This is a genomic window from Ruegeria sp. BC6 (assembly GCF_056539185.1).
On record NZ_JBQFUM010000001.1, the window covers coordinates 914486 to 937331 of the forward strand.

Sequence of the window (22846 nt, forward strand, 5' to 3'; positions counted from 1 at the left end):
CGGCAAGATTTCCGCGACGGAGTAATTTCCGTCGTGCGTTTCAAAAACGGATTGCACACGCAATCTGCATAAACACCAAGAACCGCAAGCATACGAAAAATTTCTGAAGGACAAAAAATGTACCATCCCCTCAGCTATGTCTCGGTAATCTGTCTGGGAGGCCTGATGCTCTTCGGCACAGTGGCGCAGGCTCAGACAGGGCACCGCGGACCTGATCTTGGCAAGATCGCCAGCGAGATTGGCATTCCGCAATCTGCGCTCCAAAACTGCCTAGGCGATCGTCCCAAGCCCGGCAAGCGCCCCGAGCGCCCTGACGCGGGTATAATTGCTTCGTGCCTGTCCAAGGCCGGGCACCCCTCCACCGCACAGGCAGTCGAAAAGGCGCTGGCTGCCGCCGCACCGACGCCTCGTCGTTGACCATCCATTTGCAACGAATAGGACACCGGCAGCCTTGACTGCCGGTGTCGGCTTGACATTCGCCTCAGCAGCGCTCATCTACGCCACAGCGCTGCCGCGTGAGCACGCGGACCGAACCGAGGTCCGAGATAGCGCCCAATTTTCCCAGTTCCCATTCACGCAGGGTTCTTGACGCAAAAGCCGGATGTTGCGGGACTCGCCCGCAAATCCTGAGGCTGCGCACACTCCCTGCCGGTCGTGCAATCCGCACGGCCAGCTATTCTTTTTCGCGCACGGCCAATGCCGACGCGGATCACAAAGGAAGACGACTTGTTCGATTTCGACATGCTCGGCCTCGCGCCGGCACTGAACGACGCGCTCGAGCGCGCAAATTTCACTCAACCCACACCGATCCAGAACCAGGCCATCCCGTTGGCCTTGGAAGGACATGACATTCTGGGCCTTGCCCAGACCGGCACCGGCAAGACGCTGGCCTTTGGCCTGCCGCTGATCGACCACCTTCTGGCGCAGCCCGGCAAACCGGCGCCGAAGACTGCCAAGGCCCTGATCCTCGCCCCAACCCGCGAACTGGTGAACCAGATCGCTGAAAGCCTCCGCACGCTTACCAAAAAGACGAAACTGCGCGTGGCCACAGTTGTTGGCGGACAGTCGATCAACAAACAGATCATGTTCCTGTCGCGTGGGACCGATATTCTTGTCGCGACCCCCGGTCGTTTGATCGACCTGATGGAACGTGGCGCGGTCGATCTCGGCTCGGTTCGGCACCTAGTTCTGGATGAGGCCGACCAGATGCTGGACCTCGGCTTCATCCACGCTCTGCGCAAAATCGCGCCGCAACTGGGCACTCCGCGCCAGACCATGCTGTTCTCGGCCACCATGCCGAAGCAGATGGAGGAACTCAGCCGCGCCTACCTGACCAACCCGCAACGGGTACAGGTCTCGCCTCCGGGCAAGGCGGCCGACAAGATCACCCAGTCGGTGCATTTCGTTGAAAAGCCGGGAAAACCCGCCAAGCTGCGCGAGATCCTTTCGCGTGATACCGACGCCCTGACGCTTGTGTTCTCCCGGACCAAGCATGGTGCGGAAAAGCTGATGAAAGGGTTGGTGGCCGACGGCTACAACGCAGCATCGATCCATGGCAACAAGAGCCAGGGCCAGCGGGATCGCGCCATCAAGGCCTTCCGCGCCGGCGAGATCACAGTTCTGGTTGCCACCGACGTGGCAGCCCGTGGCATCGACATTCCCGGGGTGGCCTATGTCATCAACTATGACCTGCCGGACGTTCCTGACAACTATGTGCACCGCATTGGCCGCACCGCTCGGGCCGGCCGCGAAGGCGAAGCCATCGCCTTCTGTGCACCAGATGAATTTGATCTGCTGCGTCAGATTCAGAAATTGATGAAGATCGAGATCCCGGTCGCCAGCGGAGCGGCACCCGAAGCCGCAGAGGCCGCCAAGCCCGGCAATCGCCAGCGCAATCGACGCCGTGGCCCGAAACCGCAGGGCACAAATGGCCCCGCCAACCGTCGGCGCCGTCCGCGCCGCAAATCGGCCGCATAAAAAAACTGCGCGCATGTCTCCATGCGCGCAGTTTTTTTCCAGGATTTTGACTTTTTATTTCTCAGGCGGGTTGTCCGCCTGATTTATGCCGGCTCTGCTCTCGACCAGCGAGCGGATCAGTTACCCGAATTGTTCCGCTCGGCTTCGATCTCACGCCATTTGGCAACGTTTCGGTTGTGTTCCTGCAGCGTCTTGGCGAAGGCATGGCCGCCGGTTCCATCTGCGACGAAGAACACGAAATCGGTCTCGTCTGGCGCCACGGCAGCTTGCAAGCTGGCCAGACCCGGGTTGGCAATCGGTGTGGGCGGCAACCCATCGATCAAATACGTGTTCCACGGCGTATTCCGCCGAAGCTCGCTGCGGCGAAGGCCTCGGCCCAGCGTGCCCTGACCCTTGGTCACGCCGTAGATCACCGTGGGATCTGTCTGCAGCTTCATGCCTTGCTTCAGGCGGTTCACAAAGACGCTGGCAACCTGACCGCGCTCTTCCGGAATGCCTGTCTCCTTCTCGATGATCGAGGCGAGGATCAGCATTTCTTCGGGGCTGGACAGGGGCAACCCGTCTTGACGCGTCTCCCAAACCCGCGCAATCCGCTCTTGCTGCCGGTCCTTCATCTTTTGCAGCAAAGCCGTTCGCTCATCACCCGGTGATATTTCGTAGCTATCCGGGGCCAACATGCCTTCAGGCGGAATTTCCGAGACCTCTCCGGTCAGGGCATCCACAGCCTTCAGCCCCTCGACGACCTGCCAACTGGTGACACCTTCGGCCAAGGAAACGCGGTATCGCGTATCAGCTTGGTTCCGCTTTTCCTGATAGACTTCAGGGACTTCGTCCTCACCAACGATAAAAGATGCAACCTCGACGAAATTCAATGTTGCAGGGTCCAGCTCGCGAACCCGTGTCTGAGTGCGGGTCACACCGATGCGGTACTCTACCTCGGTTCCGCATGTGCTGGCGCCGCTGCGAGTGACTTCGTCGATGATTTCCGCCATCGAAGCGCCTTCGGGGATCAGGAAACTACCCGCTTTCAGCTGCTGCGACTTGTCGGTGTAGTCTGCCGCCATACGGAAGATGGTTGCGCTGCTGATCGCGCCCTGATCTTCAAGATCACGGCTGACCTTGTTCATGTTCGAACCACCCTTCACCCGAAGGCAAATGGCGGTATCGAGCGGGCCCTCGGCCTTGTACTGCGACTGCCCCCAAAGGATCAGACCGCCAAGAAGAAACATAGCGACCACAAGAAAGGTCAGCGCATTGGATGCCAGAGCCCGCCACATTTACGATGCTTTCCCGAAAATCACGCTGGCATTGGTGCCTCCGAAGCCGAACGAATTCGACAGCGCCACGTTGATTTCCCGCGCGCGCTTGGCGTTCGGCGCAAGGTCGATCGGCGTTTCCACGGCTGGGTTGTCCAGGTTGATCGTCGGTGGGGCGACCTGATCGCGGATCGCCAGGATCGAGAAGATCGCCTCGATCGCGCCCGCGGCCCCCAGCAGGTGTCCTGTGGCCGATTTGGTCGAACTCATCGTCGCCTTGCTGGCATGTTCGCCGAGCAGCCGTTCAACGGCCCCCAGCTCGATCGTGTCGGCCATGGTCGATGTGCCATGCGCGTTGATATAGTCTAGGTCCTTCGGTTCGAGCCCTGCGCTGCGCAGCGCTGCCTTCATCGAGCGTTCCGCCCCGTCGCCATCCTCGGCCGGCGCAGTGATGTGATAGGCATCGCCAGACATCCCATAGCCCAGAACCTCGGCATAGATCTTGGCGCCGCGGGCCACGGCGTGCTCGTATTCCTCCAGAACCACGATACCGGCGCCCTCGCCCATCACGAAACCGTCGCGGTCGACGTCATAGGGGCGGCTCGCGGCCTTTGGGTTGTCGGCATATTTGGTCGACAGCGCCTTGCAGGCGTTGAAGCCGGCAATCCCGATCTCGCAGATGCAGCCTTCGCCGCCGCCGGCGATCATCACGTCGGCATCGCCCGACCGGATAATGCGGCTGGCATCGCCAATCGCGTGGGCACCGGTCGAACAGGCGGTCACCACCGAATGGTTCGGACCCTTGAAGCCAAAGCGGATAGAGACCTGACCCGAGGCCAAGTTGATCAGCGCGCCGGGGATGAAGAACGGCGAAACGCGGCGCGGACCCTTGTCGCGGATCAGGTTGGCGGTTTCCGCGATCGAGCCCAGACCACCGATGCCCGACCCGATCAGAACGCCGGTGCGCAGACGTTCTTCCTCGTCCTCGGGCAGCCAGTTCGCGTCCTTGCAGGCCATCTCGGCTGCGGCGATCGAATACAGGATGAAGTCCTCGATCTTGCGCTGTTCCTTGGGCGGCATCCAGTCATCGGGGTTGAAAGTCCCGTTGGTCCCGTCACCGCGAGGCACCTCGCAGGCATAGGTCGTGGTGACCCCTGCAGCTTCGGCATCGAACAAGGTGATCGGGCCGGCACCTGACTCCCCGGCCAGCAGCCGCGACCAGGTTTCCTCGACCCCGCTGGCCAGTGGAGTGACCAATCCCAGACCGGTTACAACGACTCTGCGCATGAAATGCCTCTTGCCTGCTTCCTGTTTGAGAAACGCTCATACCCCGGCCCGGGGTCCGGGGGCAAGAGCAACAGCGTATTCCGCACCGGCAGCTTGCCGCCTGCCTCCGCGCCGCACGCCGCGCCCGGCCAGAGCAGAATCACACGAGCCGCCCCCGACGACCTGTCAGGGGCGGCTCGGACGGATCAGGCTGCGTTACTGGAACTGTGCCACAGGTTCATGGGCGGTTTTGGCCACTGCCAATGCCTCGGACAGGTCGACCGTTTTGCGAAACAGTGCCCGCCCGACCAACGCGCCCGAGATATTGGGAATGTAGGCCAGACGCGAGATGTCGTCGCTGCTGCGCACGACGCCGCTGGCGATCACCGGTGTGCGCGAATGCGCGGCCAGCCCCGAAATCAGGCCCAGCTGCGCCTCGACGTCCACCATGTCGCTATCGATATCGGTGACCAGAATGGCAGCCAGTGGAGCATCGGCAAACGCTTCGATGAAAGCCTCCGGGGTGAACGCGCTTTGGGTGCGCCAGCCATCCGTCATCACGTAGCCCTGCCACACGTCCACCGCCAACACGATCTGGTCTGGGTATAGCTTGGCCAACTCTTTGAACAGATGGGGATCACGCGCCGCCAAGGTGCCGATCACGATGCGGCCCGCCCCTTTGTCGATCCAACGCTCGACCTGCTCGCGCGAGCGGAACCCGCCCGCCAGTTGAACAGGCAGCTCGGCGCTGCGGATGATCTGTTCGACCAGCGCAGAGTTCGTGTCCCGCCCCTCGATCGCATCGAAATCGGTCAGGTGCATCCACTCGGCACCTGCGGCGGCCCAGCCTTGGGCCGTTTCCACCGGATCGACATGCCAGATCATCGGTTCGTCCAGACGGCCCTTGTCCAGCGTGACACAGCGGCCGTTCTGCAATTCCATTGTAGGATAAACCCTCATGAGCACACTCCTCCGCTCAATCGTTCCGGATATCCACAATAGCATACTGGTCGCGCGCAGGTTCGCGTTTCTCAGTTTCGGCAAACGACGATCCGTTTGCGTCACCGCGAAAAAAGAAGCGTTTCAGTTCCGGGCCGGAGGGCCGTCGCGTCGAAACAGTTTCACCGGGCTGTCCCGATACTCTGTCTCGCGCAGCAATTTATACCCAAGCTTGGCCGCCAACTTTTGCGAGGCCTCATGATCCGCGTCAATCATCGACACCAACGGCCCGGGCATGATCCGGTCGAACCAGTCATGCGCGGCCTGAACGGCCTCGTGCCCGTATCCCAGGCCATGCGCCTCGGGCGCCAACACCCAACCGGCCTCGGGGAAGGTGTCGAAATCCTCGCCCAGACAGCGGTTGCCGTAAAAGAACCCTGCCTGACCTATCAATTTGCGATTCGCCTGCAAGAACACGGCCCATTGCCCGAATCCAGCCATCTGCCAGTGTCCCGCATTGCGCAGGAACGCGTCCCACGCCTCGCCACGGGTGCGGGGTTTGCCCCCGATATGACGCACCACGCAGGGGTCACGCCAAATCTCCGCGAACCGTTCAAAGTCCTCGGGGCGCATTGCGCACATCATCAGGCGCGCGGTGTTGATCATCGGGGCGGATCTTTTCATGCCCTTACCCGGTGTTTTGTTGCCTCATCGCAAACAGTGCAAACCGATTTTCCACGAGGCAAGCGGGAATTCGAGCGGGCAATAAAAAACGGCGCTTCCGTTGCCCGGAAGCGCCGTTTTCGGTCAAATTCGAAGCGATCAGGAAGCTTCGCTGATGAACTTCACGGCGTCGCCGAAGGTTTGGATGGTCTCGGCTGCATCATCGGGGATCTCGATGCCGAACTCTTCTTCGAAAGCCATGACCAGCTCAACGGTGTCCAGGCTGTCCGCGCCCAGATCGTCGATGAAGGACGCGTTCTCGGTGACTTTGTCCTCTTCAACACCCAGGTGCTCAACAACGATCTTTTTAACGCGATCTGCGACGTCGCTCATGTCTATTCCTCATTCCATTTCAGGGCGGTCTGCCCGGTTCTGCCCTTGCCCGCTCGGGGTGGCCTTGGTTTGCCCGATCCGGGCGGTTTGGGTCCCGGGTCCCCGGGAAAGTAGAAGGCCGACCTGAACGACCGGCCCCTAATTACATGCGCCGCCTATAGCACAGACGACGCAAGAGGCAAACGCTTTCGCATCTGCCTCTGGCTGCGCCTACAACATGGCCATGCCGCCGTTCACATGCAAGGTGGTTCCGGTAACATAGCCCGCTTCGGGGCTTGCAAGGTACAGAACGGCCGCCGCAATTTCAGATGGCTCGCCCATCCGACCGGCGGGAACCTGCGTCAGGATGCCGGATTTTTGCTCATCGGTCAGCTTGTCGGTCATCGCGGTCGTGATGAAACCCGGCGCGACGGCATTGGCGGTGATGCCACGGCTCGCGACCTCGTAGGCCAGCGACTTGGTCATGCCGACCATGCCCGCCTTGGACGCGGCATAGTTCACCTGACCCGGGTTGCCGGTTGCTCCGACAACGGACGAGATGTTGATGATGCGGCCCCAACGTGCCTTCATCATGCCCCGCAGCACACCCTTGCACAGCTTGGCGGTAGCGGTCAGGTTCACGTCGATCACGCTCTGCCATTCCTCGTCGGACATGCGCATGAAGATGTTGTCGCGGGTGATGCCTGCATTGTTGACCAGAATATCAACGGACCCCATGGCATCGGCGGCCTGTTTCGGCAACGCGGCCACGGCCTCGGGATCACCCAGATTGCACGGCAGGACATGAGCGCGCTCGCCCAGTTCATCCGCCAGCTTCTGCAGCGGTTCGACGCGCGTGCCGGACAGACCAACAGTAGCCCCTGCGGCGTGCAAGGTGCGTGCAATCTCGCCCCCGATCCCGCCCGAAGCCCCGGTGATAAGGGCGCATTTTCCAGTCAAATCAAACATACCGGTATCCTTTTCGAGTGTCCTGTCGGACCAGCTTTGAGTTAATCGCCTGCCTGCAGCGCTTTTTGAACGTCTTCCGGCGTACCAACGGCGGAGCAGGCAATGGACCGGTCGATCTTGCGGATCATGCCCGACAGAGCCTTGCCTGCACCGATCTCCCACGCTTCGGTCACACCCTGCGCCACCATGTACTGAACGGATTCGCGCCACCGGACCGAACCGGTGACCTGCTCGACCAGCAATTGCCGGATCAGGTCGGGATCGGTGACCGCCTCGGCGCGGACATTGGCAACCAGCGGAACCGCCGGCGCTTTGATTTCGACACCCGCCAGAGCTTCGGCCATCACCTCGGCGGCGGGCTGCATCAAGGCACAATGAAACGGAGCGCTGACCGGCAGCATTACGGCCCGCTTGGCGCCCTTTTCCTTGGCGATTTCAGCGGCGCGTTCAACAGCGGCCTTGGCACCCGAAACCACGACCTGCGTGGGGTCATTGTCATTGGCAGCCTGGCAGACCTCGCCCTGTGCGGCCTCTTCGGCCACGGCTCGCACGGCATCCAGGTCGAGCCCCAGGATCGCGGCCATCGCACCCTCGCCCACTGGAACAGCGCTCTGCATTGCCTGACCGCGCGTGCGAAGAAGGCGAGCAGTGTCCGCGACACTCAGCGCGCCGGCTGCGGCAAGGGCCGAGTATTCGCCCAGCGAATGACCGGCCACGAAAGCGGCCCGTGTCACATCGACCCCTTCGGCCTCAAGCGCGAGCATCGCCGCCATCGATGTGGCCATCAACGCCGGCTGCGCGTTCTGCGTCAGAGTCAGAGTCTCGATGTCGCCATCCCAGATCAGGCTGCTGAGGCTTTCGCCCAGCGCTTCGTCCACCTCGTCAAACACGGCCTTGGCGGCCGGATAAGCGTCGGCCAGCGCCTTGCCCATGCCGATGGTCTGGGCGCCCTGCCCCGGAAAAACGAACGCAAGTGTCATTGCAACCTCTTGGATGACGTTAGGTTGCGCCGGGGTGTAAACCGAGTGAGGGTCCGGCACAAGCACTGCCTGCACTCTGCGTGACGGCACCGGGTCTGTGCGCCACTCGCTATTGTCTATCTGCGTCACACGGTTACCTTGGCCACAGCAGAAAACCCGGAGCGCAAGATCAATGTCCCTAACCAACACCAATGTCAGCTATGGCAGCGTGACCAAGACATTCCACTGGCTGACCGCATTGTTGATCTTCACCGCCTTGCCCTTGGGGTGGTTCGCCAACAACCTGGCCCATGCAATCTATGACCCGACCATCCCCACCACCGAAGCCGATCTTGCCCAAGCCGCTCGGCTGTTTTCCCTGCACAAAACCGTAGGGATCACCGTCTTCTTCGTTGCGCTGGCTCGCATTCTCTGGTCGCTCACTCAAACCAAGCCCGGACTGCTGAACGCTGACAACAAGCCCGAGGCCTTTGCGGCTGAAACGGTCCACTGGCTGCTGTACGGGTCCTTGGTTCTGGTTCCGCTGTCTGGTTGGATCGACCACGCTGCTACCGAAGGCTTTGCGCCCATCCTTTGGCCATTTGGGCAAAACCTGCCTCTAGTGCCCAAGTCGGAGCATCTGGCCGAGGTGATGGCAACGCTGCACTGGCTTTTCATGCTGGTTCTCGTCGCAGCTTTGACCTTGCACATCGCCGGAGCACTGAAACACCACGTCATCGACAAGGACAGCACCCTACGGCGAATGTTGCCCGGGGCGTCCGCTGCGCCGATTCCGCCGGAACAGAAGCACTCGATGGTTCCCGCCGCCGCTGCTGGGCTTGTCTGGGTTGGAGTTTTGTCAGCCGGCCTTTTGACCGGCAGTTTTTCAGACAAGCCTGATGCCGAGGCTGAAACGGCCGAGTTGGCGGCCGTTCAATCGGATTGGCAGGTGGAAGAAGGCACGCTTGCCATCACGATCACACAGTTGGGCAGCCCTGTTATCGGTCAGTTTTCAGACTGGACCGCAGCAATCACCTTTGACGACCCCGTCGAACCCGGTCCGGCCGGGTCGGTAGAGGTCACGGTCTCTATCGGATCTTTGAGCCTGGGTACGGTGACGGATCAGGCCATGGGGGCTGATTTCTTCGACAAGGCGCAATTCCCGACGGCCCAATTCGATGCGGAGATCTACAAAACCGAGACGGGGTATGAAGCAAGGGGTCCGCTGACCATCCGCGATCAAACACTGGACGTTGTATTGCCCTTCTCTTTGGACATCCAAGGCGAGATCGCCAAAATGTCCGGCGCGATGGACCTCAACCGCCTCGACTTCGGGGTTGGCCAGTCAATGCCAAAAGAGGATTCGCTGGCCTTCGCCGTCACCGTTTCGGTCGAGTTGACAGCAACACGCAATGCTCAGTAAGCCGACGACACAAAAAAAACCGCCGGGGCATCGGCCACCGGCGGTTTCTTTAGTTCTGAAGCCCGGATCAGTCGGCCTTCTGCGCCTCGATCGAAATCGCGATGGAAACTTCGTCTCCGACGAAAGGCGCGAACTTGCCCAGTTCGAAATCGCTGCGCACCAGGGTGGTGGTGGCATCGAACCCGGCCCAAGGCTTGCCCGCCATCGGATGCTCGCCGACCTGATTTAGCTTGGCGTCCAACACCACCGGCTTGGTCACACCATTCAAGGTCAGGTCCCCGGTGATCTTTGCGGTGTTCTCACCCGTCACCTCGATCGAGGTCGAGGTAAATGTCACCATTTCCTCAGCGGTCGCCGCGAAGAAATCCTCGGACATGAAATGATCTTCACGGGGTTTCCAGCCGGTGATCATCTCGACCACGGGCATCGAAACCGTCACGCTCGACGCTGCTGGATCTTCCTGATCAAACATGATTTCGCCCTCGAAACCCGAGAACATGCCGGTGGTGGTCGAAAAGCCAAGATGGTTGTAGCTGAAAACAACCTGGCTGTGGCTCGGGTCCAGAACGTATTTTTCCGGGGCCGCGATGGCCGAGGTCGCCGCCGTGGCAAGTGCTGCTGCAATAAGGGTGGATTTCATGACAATCTCCGAAAGTTTTCAAAGCGCAAACCGGTTGGGTTGCTCCAAAACAAAGATGTGCCGCCCATGGGCGGCACACAACCTTCATTCTCTCACAAATTCTGTTCCTCAATGAACAGAATAAAATTCAGGCGAAAATTGTTACGCTTCCGCTGAGTTGCCCTTTCAGCGCTCGGCTGACATCCGCCGATTCCAGCGGCAGCTTCATCAGAAGGCTGCCATCGACTTCAAAGAGTTCAACCTGGTCGTCCACGAACCGCGCTCCGCCCAACGTATCGTAGCTGCGGCGCAGTACGGTCTGCGGACGCCCGTTTTCGTTCTTCTGCAGCACCCGAACCTCGCGGCGGATCGGGTCAAAATATGCGTCGGGGCGCGGATCCAGAACCTCGATGGTCAGCAGGCTTACCCCGAGGATCAGGAACATCAGCGACGCGACCAGCTTGATGGTCCAGACTTCGGCCCCGATGACCGAACCCGGCATCAGCCACATCGAAAAGGCCGATACGATCAGAAATGCACCCAGCACGCGGAACAGGACCAACCGGGCCTTCCAGTTCGGTGCAAAGGAAATAAGCACGGGCACGGATTTGTCGTATGCTGCGCCGGCTGCGGACTGTTGAAATGTGTTCGTGTTCATGACGGCCATCGCTTTTGCCCTGTCCAAGTTTCTTGAGACCCCCCGGGTAACGCCGGGCTTGCAAACAACCTCAAGCCGAAAAGCGTCAGGATTTGGGCAGCCCAAAGGTAATTGGGCGGCGTGAGAAAGGCATTCATGGCAGGGCTTGCCCCCCATCCAGAAACGTGTATACGGGGCCATCCTTCGCTATACGCATGAACCGCGCAGCCTCTCGTGGCAGGGTCGCGAAGGGTTGCTGGCCCTGCCTATGAAATGCGCCTTGATATAAACAGGAGTGAACATGCCACTGTATGAGCATGTAATGATCGCGCGTCAGGATCTGTCCAACGCGCAGGCCGAGGGCCTGATCGAACACTTTGGCACCGTATTGGCTGACAACGGCGGCAAGATCGTCGACAGCGAGTATTGGGGCGTCAAAACGATGGCCTACAAGATCAACAAAAACCGCAAGGGCCACTATGCCTTCCTGAAGACCGACGCACCGTCGGGCGCCGTTCAGGAAATGGAGCGTCTGATGCGCCTGCATGAAGACGTGATGCGCGTTCTGACCATCAAGGTCGACGAGCATCCCGAGGGCCCCTCGGTCCAGATGCAGAAGCGCGATGAGCGCGATGGCCGCCGCGAGCGCCGTTGATCAACGCCTGAGGAAAGGACACCAAACCATGGCCGCAAAACCGTTTTTCCGCCGCCGCAAGGTCTGCCCGTTCTCGGGCGAGAACGCGCCGAAGATCGACTACAAAGACACCCGTCTGCTGCAGCGCTACATTTCCGAGCGTGGCAAGATCGTGCCTTCGCGCATCACCGCCGTTTCGGCAAAGAAGCAGCGTGAACTGGCCCGCGCCATCAAGCGCGCCCGCTTCCTCGCCCTGCTGCCCTACGCCGTGAAGTAAGGAGAGACTGACATGCAAGTTATCCTTCTGGAACGCGTTGCGAAACTGGGTCAGATGGGCGATGTCGTCGACGTCAAGCCCGGCTACGCCCGCAACTTCCTGCTGCCGCAAGGCAAAGCGCTGAGCGCGTCCGAGGCCAACATCGCCTCGTTCGAAGCCCAGAAAGCACAGCTGGAAGCACGCAACCTGGAAACCAAGAAAGAAGCCGAAGCTCTTGCTGAAAAGCTGGACGGTCAGCAGTTCATCGTGATTCGCTCGGCATCGGACGCCGGCGCGCTGTACGGCTCGGTCACCCCGCGTGACGCAGCCGATGCCGCAACCGCTGCTGGCTTCACCGTTGACAAGAAGCAGGTCGTTCTGGTCTCGCCTATCAAAGAGCTGGGCCTGCACACGGTTTCCGTCAAACTGCACCCCGAAGTCGAGGTCGAAATCAAACTGAACGTTGCCCGCTCGGAAGAAGAAGCCGAGCTTCAGGCATCGGGCAAGTCGATCCAGGAACTGGCCGCTGAAGAAGAGGCCGCCGCAGATTTCGAAATCGCGGAACTGTTCGACGACATCGGCTCGGCCGCTTCGGAAGACGAAGAATTGGTTGCCGCCGATGCTTCGACCGAGGAAGACGAACCCAAAGCCTGATCCGATCAGGTCTGTTAATCTCAAAGGCCGCGCTGCATTGCGCGGCCTTTTTCTTTCGACTGGCAATTTTTGGCCACCACAGCGCGCCGGACTTGCGACCCCGGGCCACTTTCGTATCATCCAGCCGCGTAACAATCCGGAGAAGTTGCATGGCAAAGGTCCTGCGTCGAATAATGCTTTCAGTGCTTCTGGCTGCCCCGATTGCCGCCTGCAGCGACCCATCTGGCAAAGCGACGAAGGAACAGGCATTCGAGCCGCCGCTCCACCCCAACGAAACGCCCGAATTGCGCGAATCGATCAACAAATGGGCTGATCACTACGAACTTCCGCGAGAGTTGGTCCATAAGCTGGCGATCCGCGAAAGCACGCATCGCCCCTGGGCGACGAACCGGCCATATTACGGCCTGCTGCAGATCCTTCCCGCCACCGCTCGTTCGATGGGCTACAAGGGCGACGCCAAAGGTCTTCTGGATGCTGACACCAACCTGGAGTATGCGGGCAAGTATCTTCGCGGCGCATGGATGCTGGCCGACGGCGACCAGCAGCGCGCGATCTTCCTCTATGCAAAGGGGTACTACCCCGAAGCCAAGGCTCGCGGAATGCTGGTTGAAACCGGCTTGCGGTCCGAATAGCTTGAAAGGGGCAATCGACACCGGTCTATACAGCGTTCAATTTGACCGAGAATACCTCACAGTATGAAATAATCCGGAGGTTGTCTGTTGCCATTAGCACTCAATAACTCCATGTGATATGTACAAATGGGTTGCGCAATCTGTTCAGATTGACGCAACGTAGGCTGTGATACGGACAGATACGGCATTTTTCGGGGGAAATGCCGATGGGACAAAGGTTGGACGAGTGAAACTTATTGACTTGGCCACAATTGATCATGATGAACGGTCGGCTTACGACATCATCAATTCTGTCTGCAACGAACTTGGGTTCGACTATGCGTCCTATGCGACGACCCATCCCGTGAATGGTGACGTCCAAGGTTACGCGAACTACCCGGACGAGTGGAAGATCCACTACGCCACGCAAGGCTACCATCACCTTGATCCCACCCTGTATCAGTCGGCGCTCAGCATCGCGCCGGTGGACTGGGGCCGCTTCAATCACGACGACAAGTTCAACGCGGTGTTCCGTGACGCTCATGATTTCGGGATCACCGACCGCGGCCTGACGGTTCCGGTTCGGGGGCCTTATGGCGAAACTGGCTTGCTCAGCGTGACCAAGGATTGCACGGACGATGAATGGAAAAAGCTTAAAAAGCATGTGATGGGCGACCTGCAGATGGCCGCGGTTCACGCACATGACACCGTCATGCAATCTGGCCTTTTGGCCAAAGCTCTATACCTTCCGACCCTGTCCTCGCGCGAAAAAGAAATCCTGCAATGGGTCGCCGAGGGCAAGTCCCAGCAGGATATCGGAGATATTCTGTGCATTTCGCACCGGACGGTCGAGGTGCATATGCGTTCCGGACGAGAGAAACTGGGCGCACTTACGACCGCCCAGGCGATCGGCCGTGCCATTGGTCTGGGGTTAATTTACCCCGGTTAACAATTAAGGCAGAAAAATACGGGATATCCCCAATAGTCTTGTTTCGAAACTTGGTTAATCTGCTCCTTACGGTAACCAAACTGTAGGGGGATGGAATGATCATCGTTATTGATGGCATCAACCAGCATAAGTTCAAAGACGTCTTGGATGAGATGTTCAAGCTGCGAGCACGCGTGTTCGGGGATCGCTTGGGCTGGGAAGTGAACATCCAGGACGGGCGCGAATTCGATCAGTTCGACTCGCTCAATCCTGCACACGTGGTCAGCATCAACGACGAGGGGGACGTCGTTGGGTGCATGCGCCTCTTGCAGACGACCGGCCCGCACATGCTGGCCGATGTGTTCAGCTCGATCCTTGATGGCGAGCCGCCAATCCGCAGCGCCCAAGTCTGGGAAGCTACGCGGTTCTGTGTCGACACGAAACGGCTCGGCCGGGGACGTGGCAAGAATTCAGTATCCTACGTGACCAGCGAGGTCATGATTGGGTCATTCGAATACGCCCAGGAAGCTGGAGTGCTCGACTCGGTCGCGGTCATTGATCCGGTTATGAACCGGGTGCTGCAACGGTCCGGAAATGCTCCGTACGACTATGTCGGAACGGCCAAGCCGATGGGCAAAGTGGTCGCAATGGCCGCCCTGATGGATTGTTCGGACGAGCGTATCCAATCGATCCGCGAGTATTCGAGCATCGACTACGACGTGTTCCTGACCGACGATCAGGCGCTCGAACTGTTCAATTCGGGTCAGCAAGCCAAGCTTGCACAGGCCGGTGCCGCCAATCTTGACCACCAGCCACTGACCGATCTTGAGAAATACTTCGTCGAGCAGATGCACGCTGCGACGACGAAAGAAGAAGTCCAGGCCGTACTCAAATTGATCGAGAGCCTGTCGGACCGCTTCACCCCAGAGCAGAAAACCGCTCTGTTGCAAACCCCCCGTGCTTTTGCTCATGAGGCCTGACCCCCTCACCTCATAAGTCCAAAAGCCACCCATGCGGAGCCGTCTCATTCCAGGCGGCTCCGCTCTAATTTCGGCAACCGATCCGCCGCTGGCGCCATACGTTCCGGTTCTCGGCAGCAACAAAAAAGGCCCTCCGAAGAGGACCTGATTTCATTTCTTTCTGTCCGGACAATCGCCGTTTGACCGGCCCGGGTGCAGCGGCACCCGGACCGACCTGAAAACGCGGCTTATTCCTCTTCGAGGGCTTCGATTGCCTTCTGCAGCTCTTCCTTGCTGACTTCCTTTTCGGTCACTTTGGCCAGCTCGACCACGTAGTCTACAACCTTGTCCTCAAAGATCGGCGCGCGCAGTTGCTGCTGCATCTGAGCGTTCTGCTGAACGAACTCGAAGAACTGACGCTCCTGACCCGGGTACTGGCGAGCCTGGTTCATGATCGCCTGGGTCATCTCGGCGTCGGTGACTTCGACTTCAGCCTTCTGGCCCAACTCGGCGAGCAACAGGCCCAAACGTACACGGCGCTCAGCCAGTTTGTTGTGCTCTTCGGTCGGCTCGATCTCATCGTGGTTGTGATCGGTCACCTCGGGGTTTTCTTCATGCCACAGCTGATGTGCGATCTGCTTGGCTTCGGCTTCGACCAGGGTCGGCGGCAGGTCGAACGACACTTTCTCGTCCAGCGCGTCCAGCAGAGCGCGCTTCATCACCGCGCGCGACGCACCTGCGTATTCGGCTTCCAGACGTTCGGCAATCTGTGCCTTCAACGCAGCCAGATCCTCAGCGCCGAACTTCTGTGCCAGTTCGTCGTTGATCTCGGCGGCAACAGGTTCCTTCACCTCTTTGATCGTGCAGGTAAACACGGCCTCTTTGCCGGCCAGGTGCTCGGCGCCGTATTCTTCGGGGAAGGTAACGGTGACGTCTTTGACTTCCTCGGCCTTCACGCCAACCAGCTGATCCTCGAAACCGGGGATGAAGCTGTTCGAGCCCAGCACCAGCGGGTAATCCTCGGCCGAACCGCCTTCGAAGGCCTCGCCGTCAACCTTGCCGACGAAATCGATGACGACCTGATCGCCTTCCTTCGCCTTCGATCCCTTGCGGCGGGCTTTGAAATCCTGAGCGGTTTCAGCCAGGTTCTGCAGGGCTTCTTCCACGGCTGCGTCGTCCGCCTTGACGACCAGCTTTTCCAGCTCGACCGATTTCAGGTCAACTTCGGGGATTTCCGGCAGGGCTTCATAGGACATTTCTACGTGAACGTCGTCGCCTTCTTTCCAGTCTTCGTTGGTCATCTTGACCTGGGGCTGCAGCGCCGGACGATCACCACTGTCTTCGAAGTGCTTGTTCATCGCACCGTCGATGGTTTCCTGCATTGCTTCGCCCAACAGGCGCTGGCCAAACTGCTTTTTCAGCAGTGCCATGGGAACCTTGCCCTTGCGGAAGCCTTTCATCTCGATTTCCGGCTGAGCTTCGATCAGTTTCTCATTGACCTTCTCGTCCAGCTCGGCGGCGGTAACAACGATGTTGTAGCCGCGTTTCAGACCCTCGTTCAGCGTCTCGGTAACCTGCATTCTGGTAGTCCCCATAGGATTCGGGGCGCGCAAAACGGGCGCGCCGGGCAAATTTGACGCCTTCTATTTGCCTAGCCGCCGAAGGGCAAGGGGCAAGGTGCCAGATTGGCCTTGTTTTGCCACCCTGCCCCACAAAAAACGCCCCGGACAGAGCCGGGGCGCCATGAATTCACAACAACAACTGGATCAGAACTTCCAGCGGGCCCCCAGGACCCAAGCTTCGTTCTTGTCAAACGACGTTCCGTCGTTGAAGTCGTGGTTGCGATACTTCAGGTAGGCATCGGTGTTGATGCTGTCGATGCGCTGCACCACCGCGATACCCCAAGACTCGGTGCTGGACCCGTCCGTGTTGAAATCGGAACCATCATAGTAGTCGATGCCGATACCAGTCTTACCCCAGGACACCCAATTATCCTCGTAGGCGATCTTGGTGTACCAGAAGTTGGGATCGCTTTCGCCCGACACGTTGTTTCGGGTACCGGCAGCAGCGGTGAAGCTGAAGCCGCTGGGCAGCAGCACCGATGCCGAGCCGATCGTGTCTTCACGGTCGCCGGAACCATCGTCGAAATCACGCACTGCATAGGCCACGCTTGCCGCGAACTCGACTCCACCGGCAAAGGTGTTGTTGTAGTTCAGAGCAACGTCGTAATAGTCGTCGTCATCACTGCTGGACAGGATGTTCTGACCATAGGCGAAGCTTGCCGAAAAGCCGCTGAAATCCGGCGTGTCATACCGCACGCGGCCACGACGCGCGCCGTCAAAGTTGCTGCTGGAGTCGCCAACGGTGATGTCGCTGAGGGTTCCGTCGGTTCCGCGGTAGAAGAAGCCCGAGTTTTCATCGTTGGTGAACGAATAAAGCGCGGTGCCGACATAAGACAGGTCAGTTTCCGCTGCACCGTCAGACGCCATGCTGCCCTGACCGGCCGAGAATTTACCCCAGCCACCTTTCAGCGCAAAATCCACGTGACGAATGTCTTCCCGGGTCCAGCCGCTGAAATCGGTGCCCAACTGGTTCCATTCACTGGAGTTCGGCAGACCCAGCGCGGTTTCAAAGCGGAAGGTGAATTCGTTCTGGCCAAACGGCTGCATCAGGCTCAGGCCGACGCGGCTGTTGGACAGGTCGTTGTCCAACAGGCGGGTATCGGTCTCTTGGCCGTCGTCAACCGAGATGATTGCCGGGTTGAACTGCCCATATAGCAGAACATAGCCACCGCTGTTGTTCTCGTATTTCAGCTCTGCCGCGGCGGGGATGGCCGTGGTGGCCGCAAGAACAGCGGCGACTGAGGAGAGTTTGATATTCAATGTCATAGCACTCACCATGAAAGGTTCGGGTTTCAGGTACTGCCCAGATGTTCAGTGGAACTGTCCGGTTCCAGAGGCCCCTACGCCATTCAGCTCGATCATTGCAAATCCGCCACAAAGACAGAGTGGCAGCAAAGCAAAATTTCCGTGTTATCAATATTTTAACAACAAACGCATGCAGGCTTCAGACGGCCCGCAAGAGAATTCTGCCATCCGGCCATGCGTTTGGCAAACACTCGCTATGCATTTGCGCAGTCTTGACAGCAAAATCCTGCCGATATTCTAGCCTTGCGCCTTGGGAACACGCAAGAACTTCATATCTGAAGACGTTTGAGCACACCGGGCAGTTGCTCGGGAAGGTCTTCCGCGATCAATCCCGGGCCAAAAGCGCGCGCGCACTCCACGTGAAGCCAGACGGCGGTTTCGGCGGCATTCAGCGGGTGCAATCCACGTGCCAGCAGCCCGGTCAAAAAACCCGCCAACACGTCGCCCGCTCCTGCGGTCGCCAGCCACGGCGCGGCCCGATCATAGTGGGCTGAATGGATCGAGCACCGACCGTCCGGACCCGCAATCACAGTGTCCGGTCCCTTGAAAAGAACCACGCACCCTGCCCTGCCGGCCGCCTCGCGCACGGCATCAACCTTTGAGAAAGCTGGTCCATTCTTGGGATGTAAGGAAAGCTTGGCCGAGATGTCGGGGAACAGACGGGCGAATTCACCGCCGTGCGGTGTCAGGACGCAGTTTTTATGCAGGATCGCCATCAGTGACGCTGGATCTTCAGCAAATGCCGAAAGAGCGTCAGCATCCAGCACGGTTGCCCTGCCGGACTCCAATGCCACGGGGACCAACGATCGGGCCCTGTCCAGGCCCAATCCAGGCCCCAGGCACAGCGCGTTCAGACGTTGGTCCCGCAATGCAATGGCCAGCCCTTCCGCGCCTGCGATCTGCTCAATCATGACCGCGGTGACTTGGCCGGCGACTTCCTGCAATGCGGCGGGAGGGACACCCAGCGTGACAAGACCAGCGCCCACGCGCAACGCTCCGCGGGCAGCCAATCGCGCGGCACCTGTTCTACCTGTGTCGCCTGTCAGGATCAGCGCATGACCGTGGCCGTATTTGTGATGGAAAGCCGATTTCCGCAGATCAGGCAGATTTTCGGGGCCCAACAACACGCTCGGCCGTTGATCTGGCGTTTCTTCAACTGACAGAGCCGGCAGACCGATATCGACAACGGACATCCTGCCACAGCACTCTGGTCCCTCGGCCAGATAATGGCCCGGCTTTGCGGTATGAAACGTCACCGTCAGGTTGGCCGACACGGCGCAGTCTTCGGGGGCAAATCCCTCTGACACCAGACGCCGACCACTGTCCGCGCATAGGCCGCTGGGAATGTCCACACAGACGACACGTGGGCAACCACCTTCCGACAGTGACGCTTTCCACTGGCCCAATTTACGCATTGTGCGGGGCAGTCCGGCTACCGGTCTCGTTAGTCCGGTTCCGAACAAGGCATCAACCGCCAGAACAGTATCCGAACAGGCCGCGGCGTAGGCGTCGAGCGCGTCATCAGACAGCACATGGCACGAACCCATCGCGCACCAACGCTTGTAGTTCGCCCGCGCGTCTGCAGGCAACTTCTCGGGGTCGCCCAACAGGAAAAGGTCCACGGTCCACCCCCACTCTTTCAGAATGCGCGCCACTACAAAACCGTCGCCGCCATTGTTGCCCGGCCCGCAGAACACAACGGCCCGGCCGGACCCGGCCGCGAGGTCAGGCCAGGTTTCAAAGACGGCCTCGACCACACCGCGACCTGCGCGCTCCATCAGTTCCAGGCCGGTGACAAGGCCGGATTCAATTGCGGCGCGTTCAGCCGCCCTCATCTGGGACGAACTCAACAGTTTTGGCATCCGAAACCCTCGCGCGATTCAAACCTGATTACTTTTTGTGCAACTTGCCTAAAAATTGGCCCGCCGCCCAGAATCCCTTCACCAGCAGACGGTCAATTCGGCAATCGCATTGCCGCCCGATCTTAGACGTGATCACTGCCATTCTGACAACCATGCGAGGTGAGCCCGGATGAAAAAGATCGAAGCGATCATCAAGCCGTTCAAATTGGACGAAGTGAAAGAGGCCCTACAGGACGTTGGCGTCCAGGGCCTCAGCGTGATCGAAGTCAAGGGCTTCGGCCGCCAGAAAGGACACACCGAACTGTACCGCGGCGCGGAATATGTGGTGGACTTTCTGCCCAAGGTCAAAGTCGAGGTCGTTCTGGATGCCGATCAGGTCGATGCGGCCATCGAAGCCATCGTGTCGGCCGCCAAGACCGACAAGATCGGGGACGGCAAGATCTTTGTCTCGTCCGTTGAACAAGCCATTCGCATCCGGACCGGCGAGACCGGCTCGGACGCGCTGTAAAACCAATTCTGCAATCTAGAGGAACATAGTAATGAGCAAGGACGCAGTTCTTCAGCTGATCAAAGACGAGGGTGCCGAGTATGTCGACATCCGCTTCACCGATCCGCGTGGCAAGCTTCAGCACGTGACCGTCATGGCCGACCAGGTCGACGAAGACTTCCTTGAGGAAGGCTTCATGTTCGACGGCTCGTCCATCGCCGGCTGGAAGTCGATCGAAGCATCGGACATGAAACTGATGCCCGATACCGAAAGCGCTTATGTCGATCCCTTCTATGCGGAAAAGACTATCTGCCTGCACTGCTCGGTCGTGGAACCCGATACCGGCGAAGCCTATGAGCGTGACCCCCGCGGCACAGCGCAGAAGGCCGAAGCCTACCTGAAGTCTTCGGGCGTTGGCGACGTGGCTTACATGGGCCCCGAGGCCGAGTTCTTCCTGTTCGACGACGTGCGCTTCTCGAACAGCATCAACAAGGTATCCTACGAAGTTGATGCAACCGATGCGTCCTGGAACACCGACACCGAATACGAGATGGGCAACATGGGCCATCGTCCGGGCGTCAAGGGCGGCTACTTCCCGGTCAACCCGATCGACGAGGCACAGGACCTGCGTTCGGAAATGCTGTCGACCATGAAGCGTCTGGGCATGAAGGTCGACAAGCACCACCACGAAGTGGCCTCGTGCCAGCACGAGCTGGGCCTGATCTTCGACAGCCTGACCAAGCAGGCCGACGAGCTGCAGAAATACAAGTACGTCATCCACAACGTCGCGCACGCCTACGGCAAGTCGGCCACTTTCATGCCGAAGCCGATCGCAGGCGACAATGGCACCGGTATGCACGTCAACATGTCGATCTGGAAGGACGGCAAGCCGCTGTTTGCAGGCGACAAATATGCCGATCTGTCGGACGAAGCCCTGTGGTTCATTGGCGGTATCCTCAAGCACGCCAAGACCCTGAACGCTTTCACCAACCCGTCGACCAACAGCTACAAGCGCCTGATCCCGGGCTTCGAAGCCCCCGTTCTGCGCGCCTACTCGGCCCGCAACCGTTCGGGTTGCGTCCGTATCCCGTGGACTGAATCGCCGAAGGCCAAGCGCGTCGAGGCCCGCTTCCCCGATCCGTCGGCAAACCCCTACCTGGCGTTTGCGGCACTGCTGATGGCCGGCCTGGACGGCATCAAGAACAAGATCGATCCGGGCGAAGCCATGGACAAGAACCTGTACGATCTGCCCGCCGAAGAACTGGCCGGTATCCCGACCGTCTGCGGCAGCCTGCGCGAGGCGCTGGAATGTCTGGCGGCCGATCACGACTTCCTGCTGCAGGGCGACGTGTTCACCAAAGACCAGATCGACGGCTACATCGCACTGAAGATGGAAGAGGTCGAAACCTACGAGCACACTCCGCACCCGGTCGAATACGGCATGTACTACAGCTGCTGACCCCGGTCGGAAGTCCAATCAAAAGACCTTGGGGGCGTCCTGTCGGGCGCCCCTTTTCAGTGGTGCAAGGCCCCGATATTTCCCTTTGTGACAGGCGCCTTTGCCGCTAGGCTGAAGATCAATTCAATTATCAGGATTTTTCATGCGCCTTCTCGCCCTGACCCTCTCTGCTGCACTTCTTGTTTCAGGCGCTGCGGCGCAGACGATCGACCGGATCAAAGAAACCCGCGAAATCCGATTTGGGTTTCGGACAGATGCCGCCCCACTTTCTTACATCAACGACCAGGAGCGACCCGACGGGTTGTCCGTGATGGTCTGCGATCAGGTTGCCCGAGCCATCGCCAGCCGACTGGGTGCGGACGACCTCACCGCACAGTTCATTCCGGTGCAGTCGGATACGCGCTTTGACATGGTCGCCTCTGGCCAGATCGACCTGTTGTGCGGCGCGGCGACAATCACACTGTCGCGGCGGGAAACCGTCGATTTTTCGATCCCGGTCTTCGTAGACGGAACATCGGTTTTGCTGCCGATAGATGCGGAAACCACGATGGCATCGCTTTCCGGCAAGAAAGTCGGCATGCGCAGCAGCACGACCACCGAAGAAGCCGTGTTCAACTCGTTCGGATCAGCGGGGATCGAGGCAAAGCTCGTTCGGTTCAACTCGCATCCCGACGGGATCAAGGCTTTGAGGGACGGAGAGATCGACGCCTATTTCGCCGACCAATCCATCCTTTTGGTGAATTATCTGGCAGCCGGATTGAAGGACGACTTCAAAATCTCGCAAGAGATTCTGACGATTGAAAAGCAAGGCCTGGCCCTTGCGCGCGGCGATGATGACTTTCGCCTGATGGTCGATGAGATCCTGTCGCAGATGTATGCCCAAGGCACGATGGAAGAGATCTTTCGCGCCGCACTGCCCGGGATTGAACCCAGCGAGGCCCTGAAAGCCCTGTACGTTATCGCACCCACCCTGCCCTGATTTCCAGGAG

24 protein-coding genes are annotated in these 22846 nt (G+C 59.4%); 12 read left to right on the forward strand and 12 right to left on the reverse strand.

The window, feature by feature from the left end; genetic code table 11:
* The first annotated feature begins 117 nt into the window (after positions 1 to 117).
* Entirely contained in the window at positions 118 to 417 is a 300-nt protein-coding gene (locus tag ACR0MM_RS04530; protein ID WP_480694663.1) for a hypothetical protein, read from the forward strand.
* Positions 418 to 726: 309 nt separating this feature from the next.
* The gene (locus ACR0MM_RS04535; protein ID WP_170340027.1) at positions 727 to 1977 is read left to right on the forward strand and encodes a DEAD/DEAH box helicase; all 1251 of its coding nucleotides are present in this window, start codon (positions 727 to 729) and stop codon (positions 1975 to 1977) included.
* A 116-nt stretch (positions 1978 to 2093) separates the two neighbouring features.
* Here the strand turns inward: ACR0MM_RS04535 and mltG are convergent, their stop codons facing one another.
* The 7 genes from mltG to fabD form a co-directional block, all read right to left on the reverse strand.
* Positions 2094 to 3254 carry an endolytic transglycosylase MltG gene (gene mltG / locus ACR0MM_RS04540; RefSeq protein ID WP_480694665.1) on the reverse strand — a complete coding sequence of 387 codons (1161 nt, stop codon included), beginning with the start codon at positions 3252 to 3254 and terminating at the stop codon, positions 2094 to 2096.
* Positions 3255 to 4520, reverse strand: a complete 1266-nt coding sequence (gene fabF / locus ACR0MM_RS04545; RefSeq protein WP_480694667.1) for a beta-ketoacyl-ACP synthase II — start codon at positions 4518 to 4520, stop codon at positions 3255 to 3257.
* Positions 4521 to 4715: 195 nt separating this feature from the next.
* Positions 4716 to 5459 (reverse strand): 1-(5-phosphoribosyl)-5-[(5-phosphoribosylamino)methylideneamino]imidazole-4-carboxamide isomerase, encoded by a 744-nt coding sequence (locus ACR0MM_RS04550; protein ID WP_170363221.1) that lies wholly within the window; start codon positions 5457 to 5459, stop codon positions 4716 to 4718.
* Between the two features lie 123 nt (positions 5460 to 5582).
* Positions 5583 to 6122: a GNAT family N-acetyltransferase gene (locus tag ACR0MM_RS04555; protein WP_093962408.1), complete on the reverse strand. Its 540-nt coding sequence runs from the start codon at positions 6120 to 6122 to the stop codon at positions 5583 to 5585.
* Positions 6123 to 6260: 138 nt separating this feature from the next.
* Entirely contained in the window at positions 6261 to 6494 is a 234-nt protein-coding gene (locus ACR0MM_RS04560; protein ID WP_005982462.1) for an acyl carrier protein, read from the reverse strand.
* Between the two features lie 210 nt (positions 6495 to 6704).
* Positions 6705 to 7442: a 3-oxoacyl-[acyl-carrier-protein] reductase gene (gene fabG / locus ACR0MM_RS04565; RefSeq protein WP_170338567.1), complete on the reverse strand. Its 738-nt coding sequence runs from the start codon at positions 7440 to 7442 to the stop codon at positions 6705 to 6707.
* Positions 7443 to 7483: 41 nt separating this feature from the next.
* Positions 7484 to 8422, reverse strand: a complete 939-nt coding sequence (gene fabD, locus ACR0MM_RS04570; protein WP_480694669.1) for an ACP S-malonyltransferase — start codon at positions 8420 to 8422, stop codon at positions 7484 to 7486.
* 172 nt (positions 8423 to 8594) lie between these two features.
* On the opposite strand from fabD, the gene ACR0MM_RS04575 reads away from it, so the two are divergent.
* Complete coding sequence (locus ACR0MM_RS04575) at positions 8595 to 9824, forward strand: cytochrome b/b6 domain-containing protein (RefSeq protein ID WP_480694671.1); 1230 nt, start codon at positions 8595 to 8597, stop codon at positions 9822 to 9824.
* Between the two features lie 67 nt (positions 9825 to 9891).
* Here the strand turns inward: ACR0MM_RS04575 and ACR0MM_RS04580 are convergent, their stop codons facing one another.
* Together ACR0MM_RS04580 and ACR0MM_RS04585 are read right to left on the reverse strand one after the other, a co-directional pair.
* Positions 9892 to 10464, reverse strand: a complete 573-nt coding sequence (locus tag ACR0MM_RS04580) for a YceI family protein (RefSeq protein ID WP_480694673.1) — start codon at positions 10462 to 10464, stop codon at positions 9892 to 9894.
* A gap of 127 nt (positions 10465 to 10591) precedes the next feature.
* Entirely contained in the window at positions 10592 to 11101 is a 510-nt protein-coding gene (locus ACR0MM_RS04585) for a hypothetical protein (RefSeq protein ID WP_480694675.1), read from the reverse strand.
* 280 nt (positions 11102 to 11381) lie between these two features.
* On the opposite strand from ACR0MM_RS04585, the gene rpsF reads away from it, so the two are divergent.
* The 6 genes from rpsF (at position 11382) to ACR0MM_RS04615 (ending at position 15143) form a co-directional block, all read left to right on the forward strand.
* A complete protein-coding gene (gene rpsF / locus ACR0MM_RS04590; RefSeq protein WP_093962413.1) occupies positions 11382 to 11735 on the forward strand; it encodes a 30S ribosomal protein S6 in 354 nt (117 codons plus the stop codon).
* A 28-nt stretch (positions 11736 to 11763) separates the two neighbouring features.
* Positions 11764 to 11991 (forward strand): 30S ribosomal protein S18, encoded by a 228-nt coding sequence (gene rpsR, locus ACR0MM_RS04595; protein ID WP_005608650.1) that lies wholly within the window; start codon positions 11764 to 11766, stop codon positions 11989 to 11991.
* A gap of 12 nt (positions 11992 to 12003) precedes the next feature.
* Positions 12004 to 12624, forward strand: coding sequence for a 50S ribosomal protein L9 (rplI, locus tag ACR0MM_RS04600; protein ID WP_093962414.1), 621 nt, complete (start codon positions 12004 to 12006; stop codon positions 12622 to 12624).
* A 149-nt stretch (positions 12625 to 12773) separates the two neighbouring features.
* Positions 12774 to 13256, forward strand: a complete 483-nt coding sequence (locus tag ACR0MM_RS04605) for a lytic transglycosylase domain-containing protein (protein ID WP_170338057.1) — start codon at positions 12774 to 12776, stop codon at positions 13254 to 13256.
* Between the two features lie 226 nt (positions 13257 to 13482).
* A complete protein-coding gene (locus ACR0MM_RS04610) occupies positions 13483 to 14184 on the forward strand; it encodes a helix-turn-helix transcriptional regulator (protein WP_480694677.1) in 702 nt (233 codons plus the stop codon).
* A 95-nt stretch (positions 14185 to 14279) separates the two neighbouring features.
* Positions 14280 to 15143: an acyl-homoserine-lactone synthase gene (locus tag ACR0MM_RS04615; protein WP_170366325.1), complete on the forward strand. Its 864-nt coding sequence runs from the start codon at positions 14280 to 14282 to the stop codon at positions 15141 to 15143.
* 227 nt (positions 15144 to 15370) lie between these two features.
* Here ACR0MM_RS04615 and tig read toward each other — a convergent pair whose 3' ends face one another.
* From tig to ACR0MM_RS04630, 3 genes are all read right to left on the reverse strand, one after another.
* Positions 15371 to 16702: a trigger factor gene (gene tig, locus ACR0MM_RS04620; RefSeq protein WP_170340026.1), complete on the reverse strand. Its 1332-nt coding sequence runs from the start codon at positions 16700 to 16702 to the stop codon at positions 15371 to 15373.
* Between the two features lie 186 nt (positions 16703 to 16888).
* On the reverse strand, positions 16889 to 18010 hold the full coding sequence (locus ACR0MM_RS04625) for a porin (protein ID WP_093962418.1): 1122 nt from the start codon (positions 18008 to 18010) through the stop codon (positions 16889 to 16891).
* A gap of 308 nt (positions 18011 to 18318) precedes the next feature.
* Positions 18319 to 19911, reverse strand: coding sequence for an NAD(P)H-hydrate dehydratase (locus ACR0MM_RS04630; protein WP_480694679.1), 1593 nt, complete (start codon positions 19909 to 19911; stop codon positions 18319 to 18321).
* A 169-nt stretch (positions 19912 to 20080) separates the two neighbouring features.
* Here ACR0MM_RS04630 and ACR0MM_RS04635 point away from each other — a divergent pair, with 169 nt between their 5' ends.
* The 3 genes from ACR0MM_RS04635 to ACR0MM_RS04645 all read left to right on the forward strand — a co-directional run bounded on the left by ACR0MM_RS04635 (position 20081) and on the right by ACR0MM_RS04645 (position 22836).
* On the forward strand, positions 20081 to 20419 hold the full coding sequence (locus tag ACR0MM_RS04635; protein ID WP_093962420.1) for a P-II family nitrogen regulator: 339 nt from the start codon (positions 20081 to 20083) through the stop codon (positions 20417 to 20419).
* A 31-nt stretch (positions 20420 to 20450) separates the two neighbouring features.
* Complete coding sequence (gene glnA / locus ACR0MM_RS04640; protein ID WP_093962421.1) at positions 20451 to 21857, forward strand: type I glutamate--ammonia ligase; 1407 nt, start codon at positions 20451 to 20453, stop codon at positions 21855 to 21857.
* Positions 21858 to 21999: 142 nt separating this feature from the next.
* Positions 22000 to 22836, forward strand: a complete 837-nt coding sequence (locus tag ACR0MM_RS04645; protein WP_480694681.1) for an amino acid ABC transporter substrate-binding protein — start codon at positions 22000 to 22002, stop codon at positions 22834 to 22836.
* The last annotated feature ends 10 nt before the right edge of the window (positions 22837 to 22846 follow it).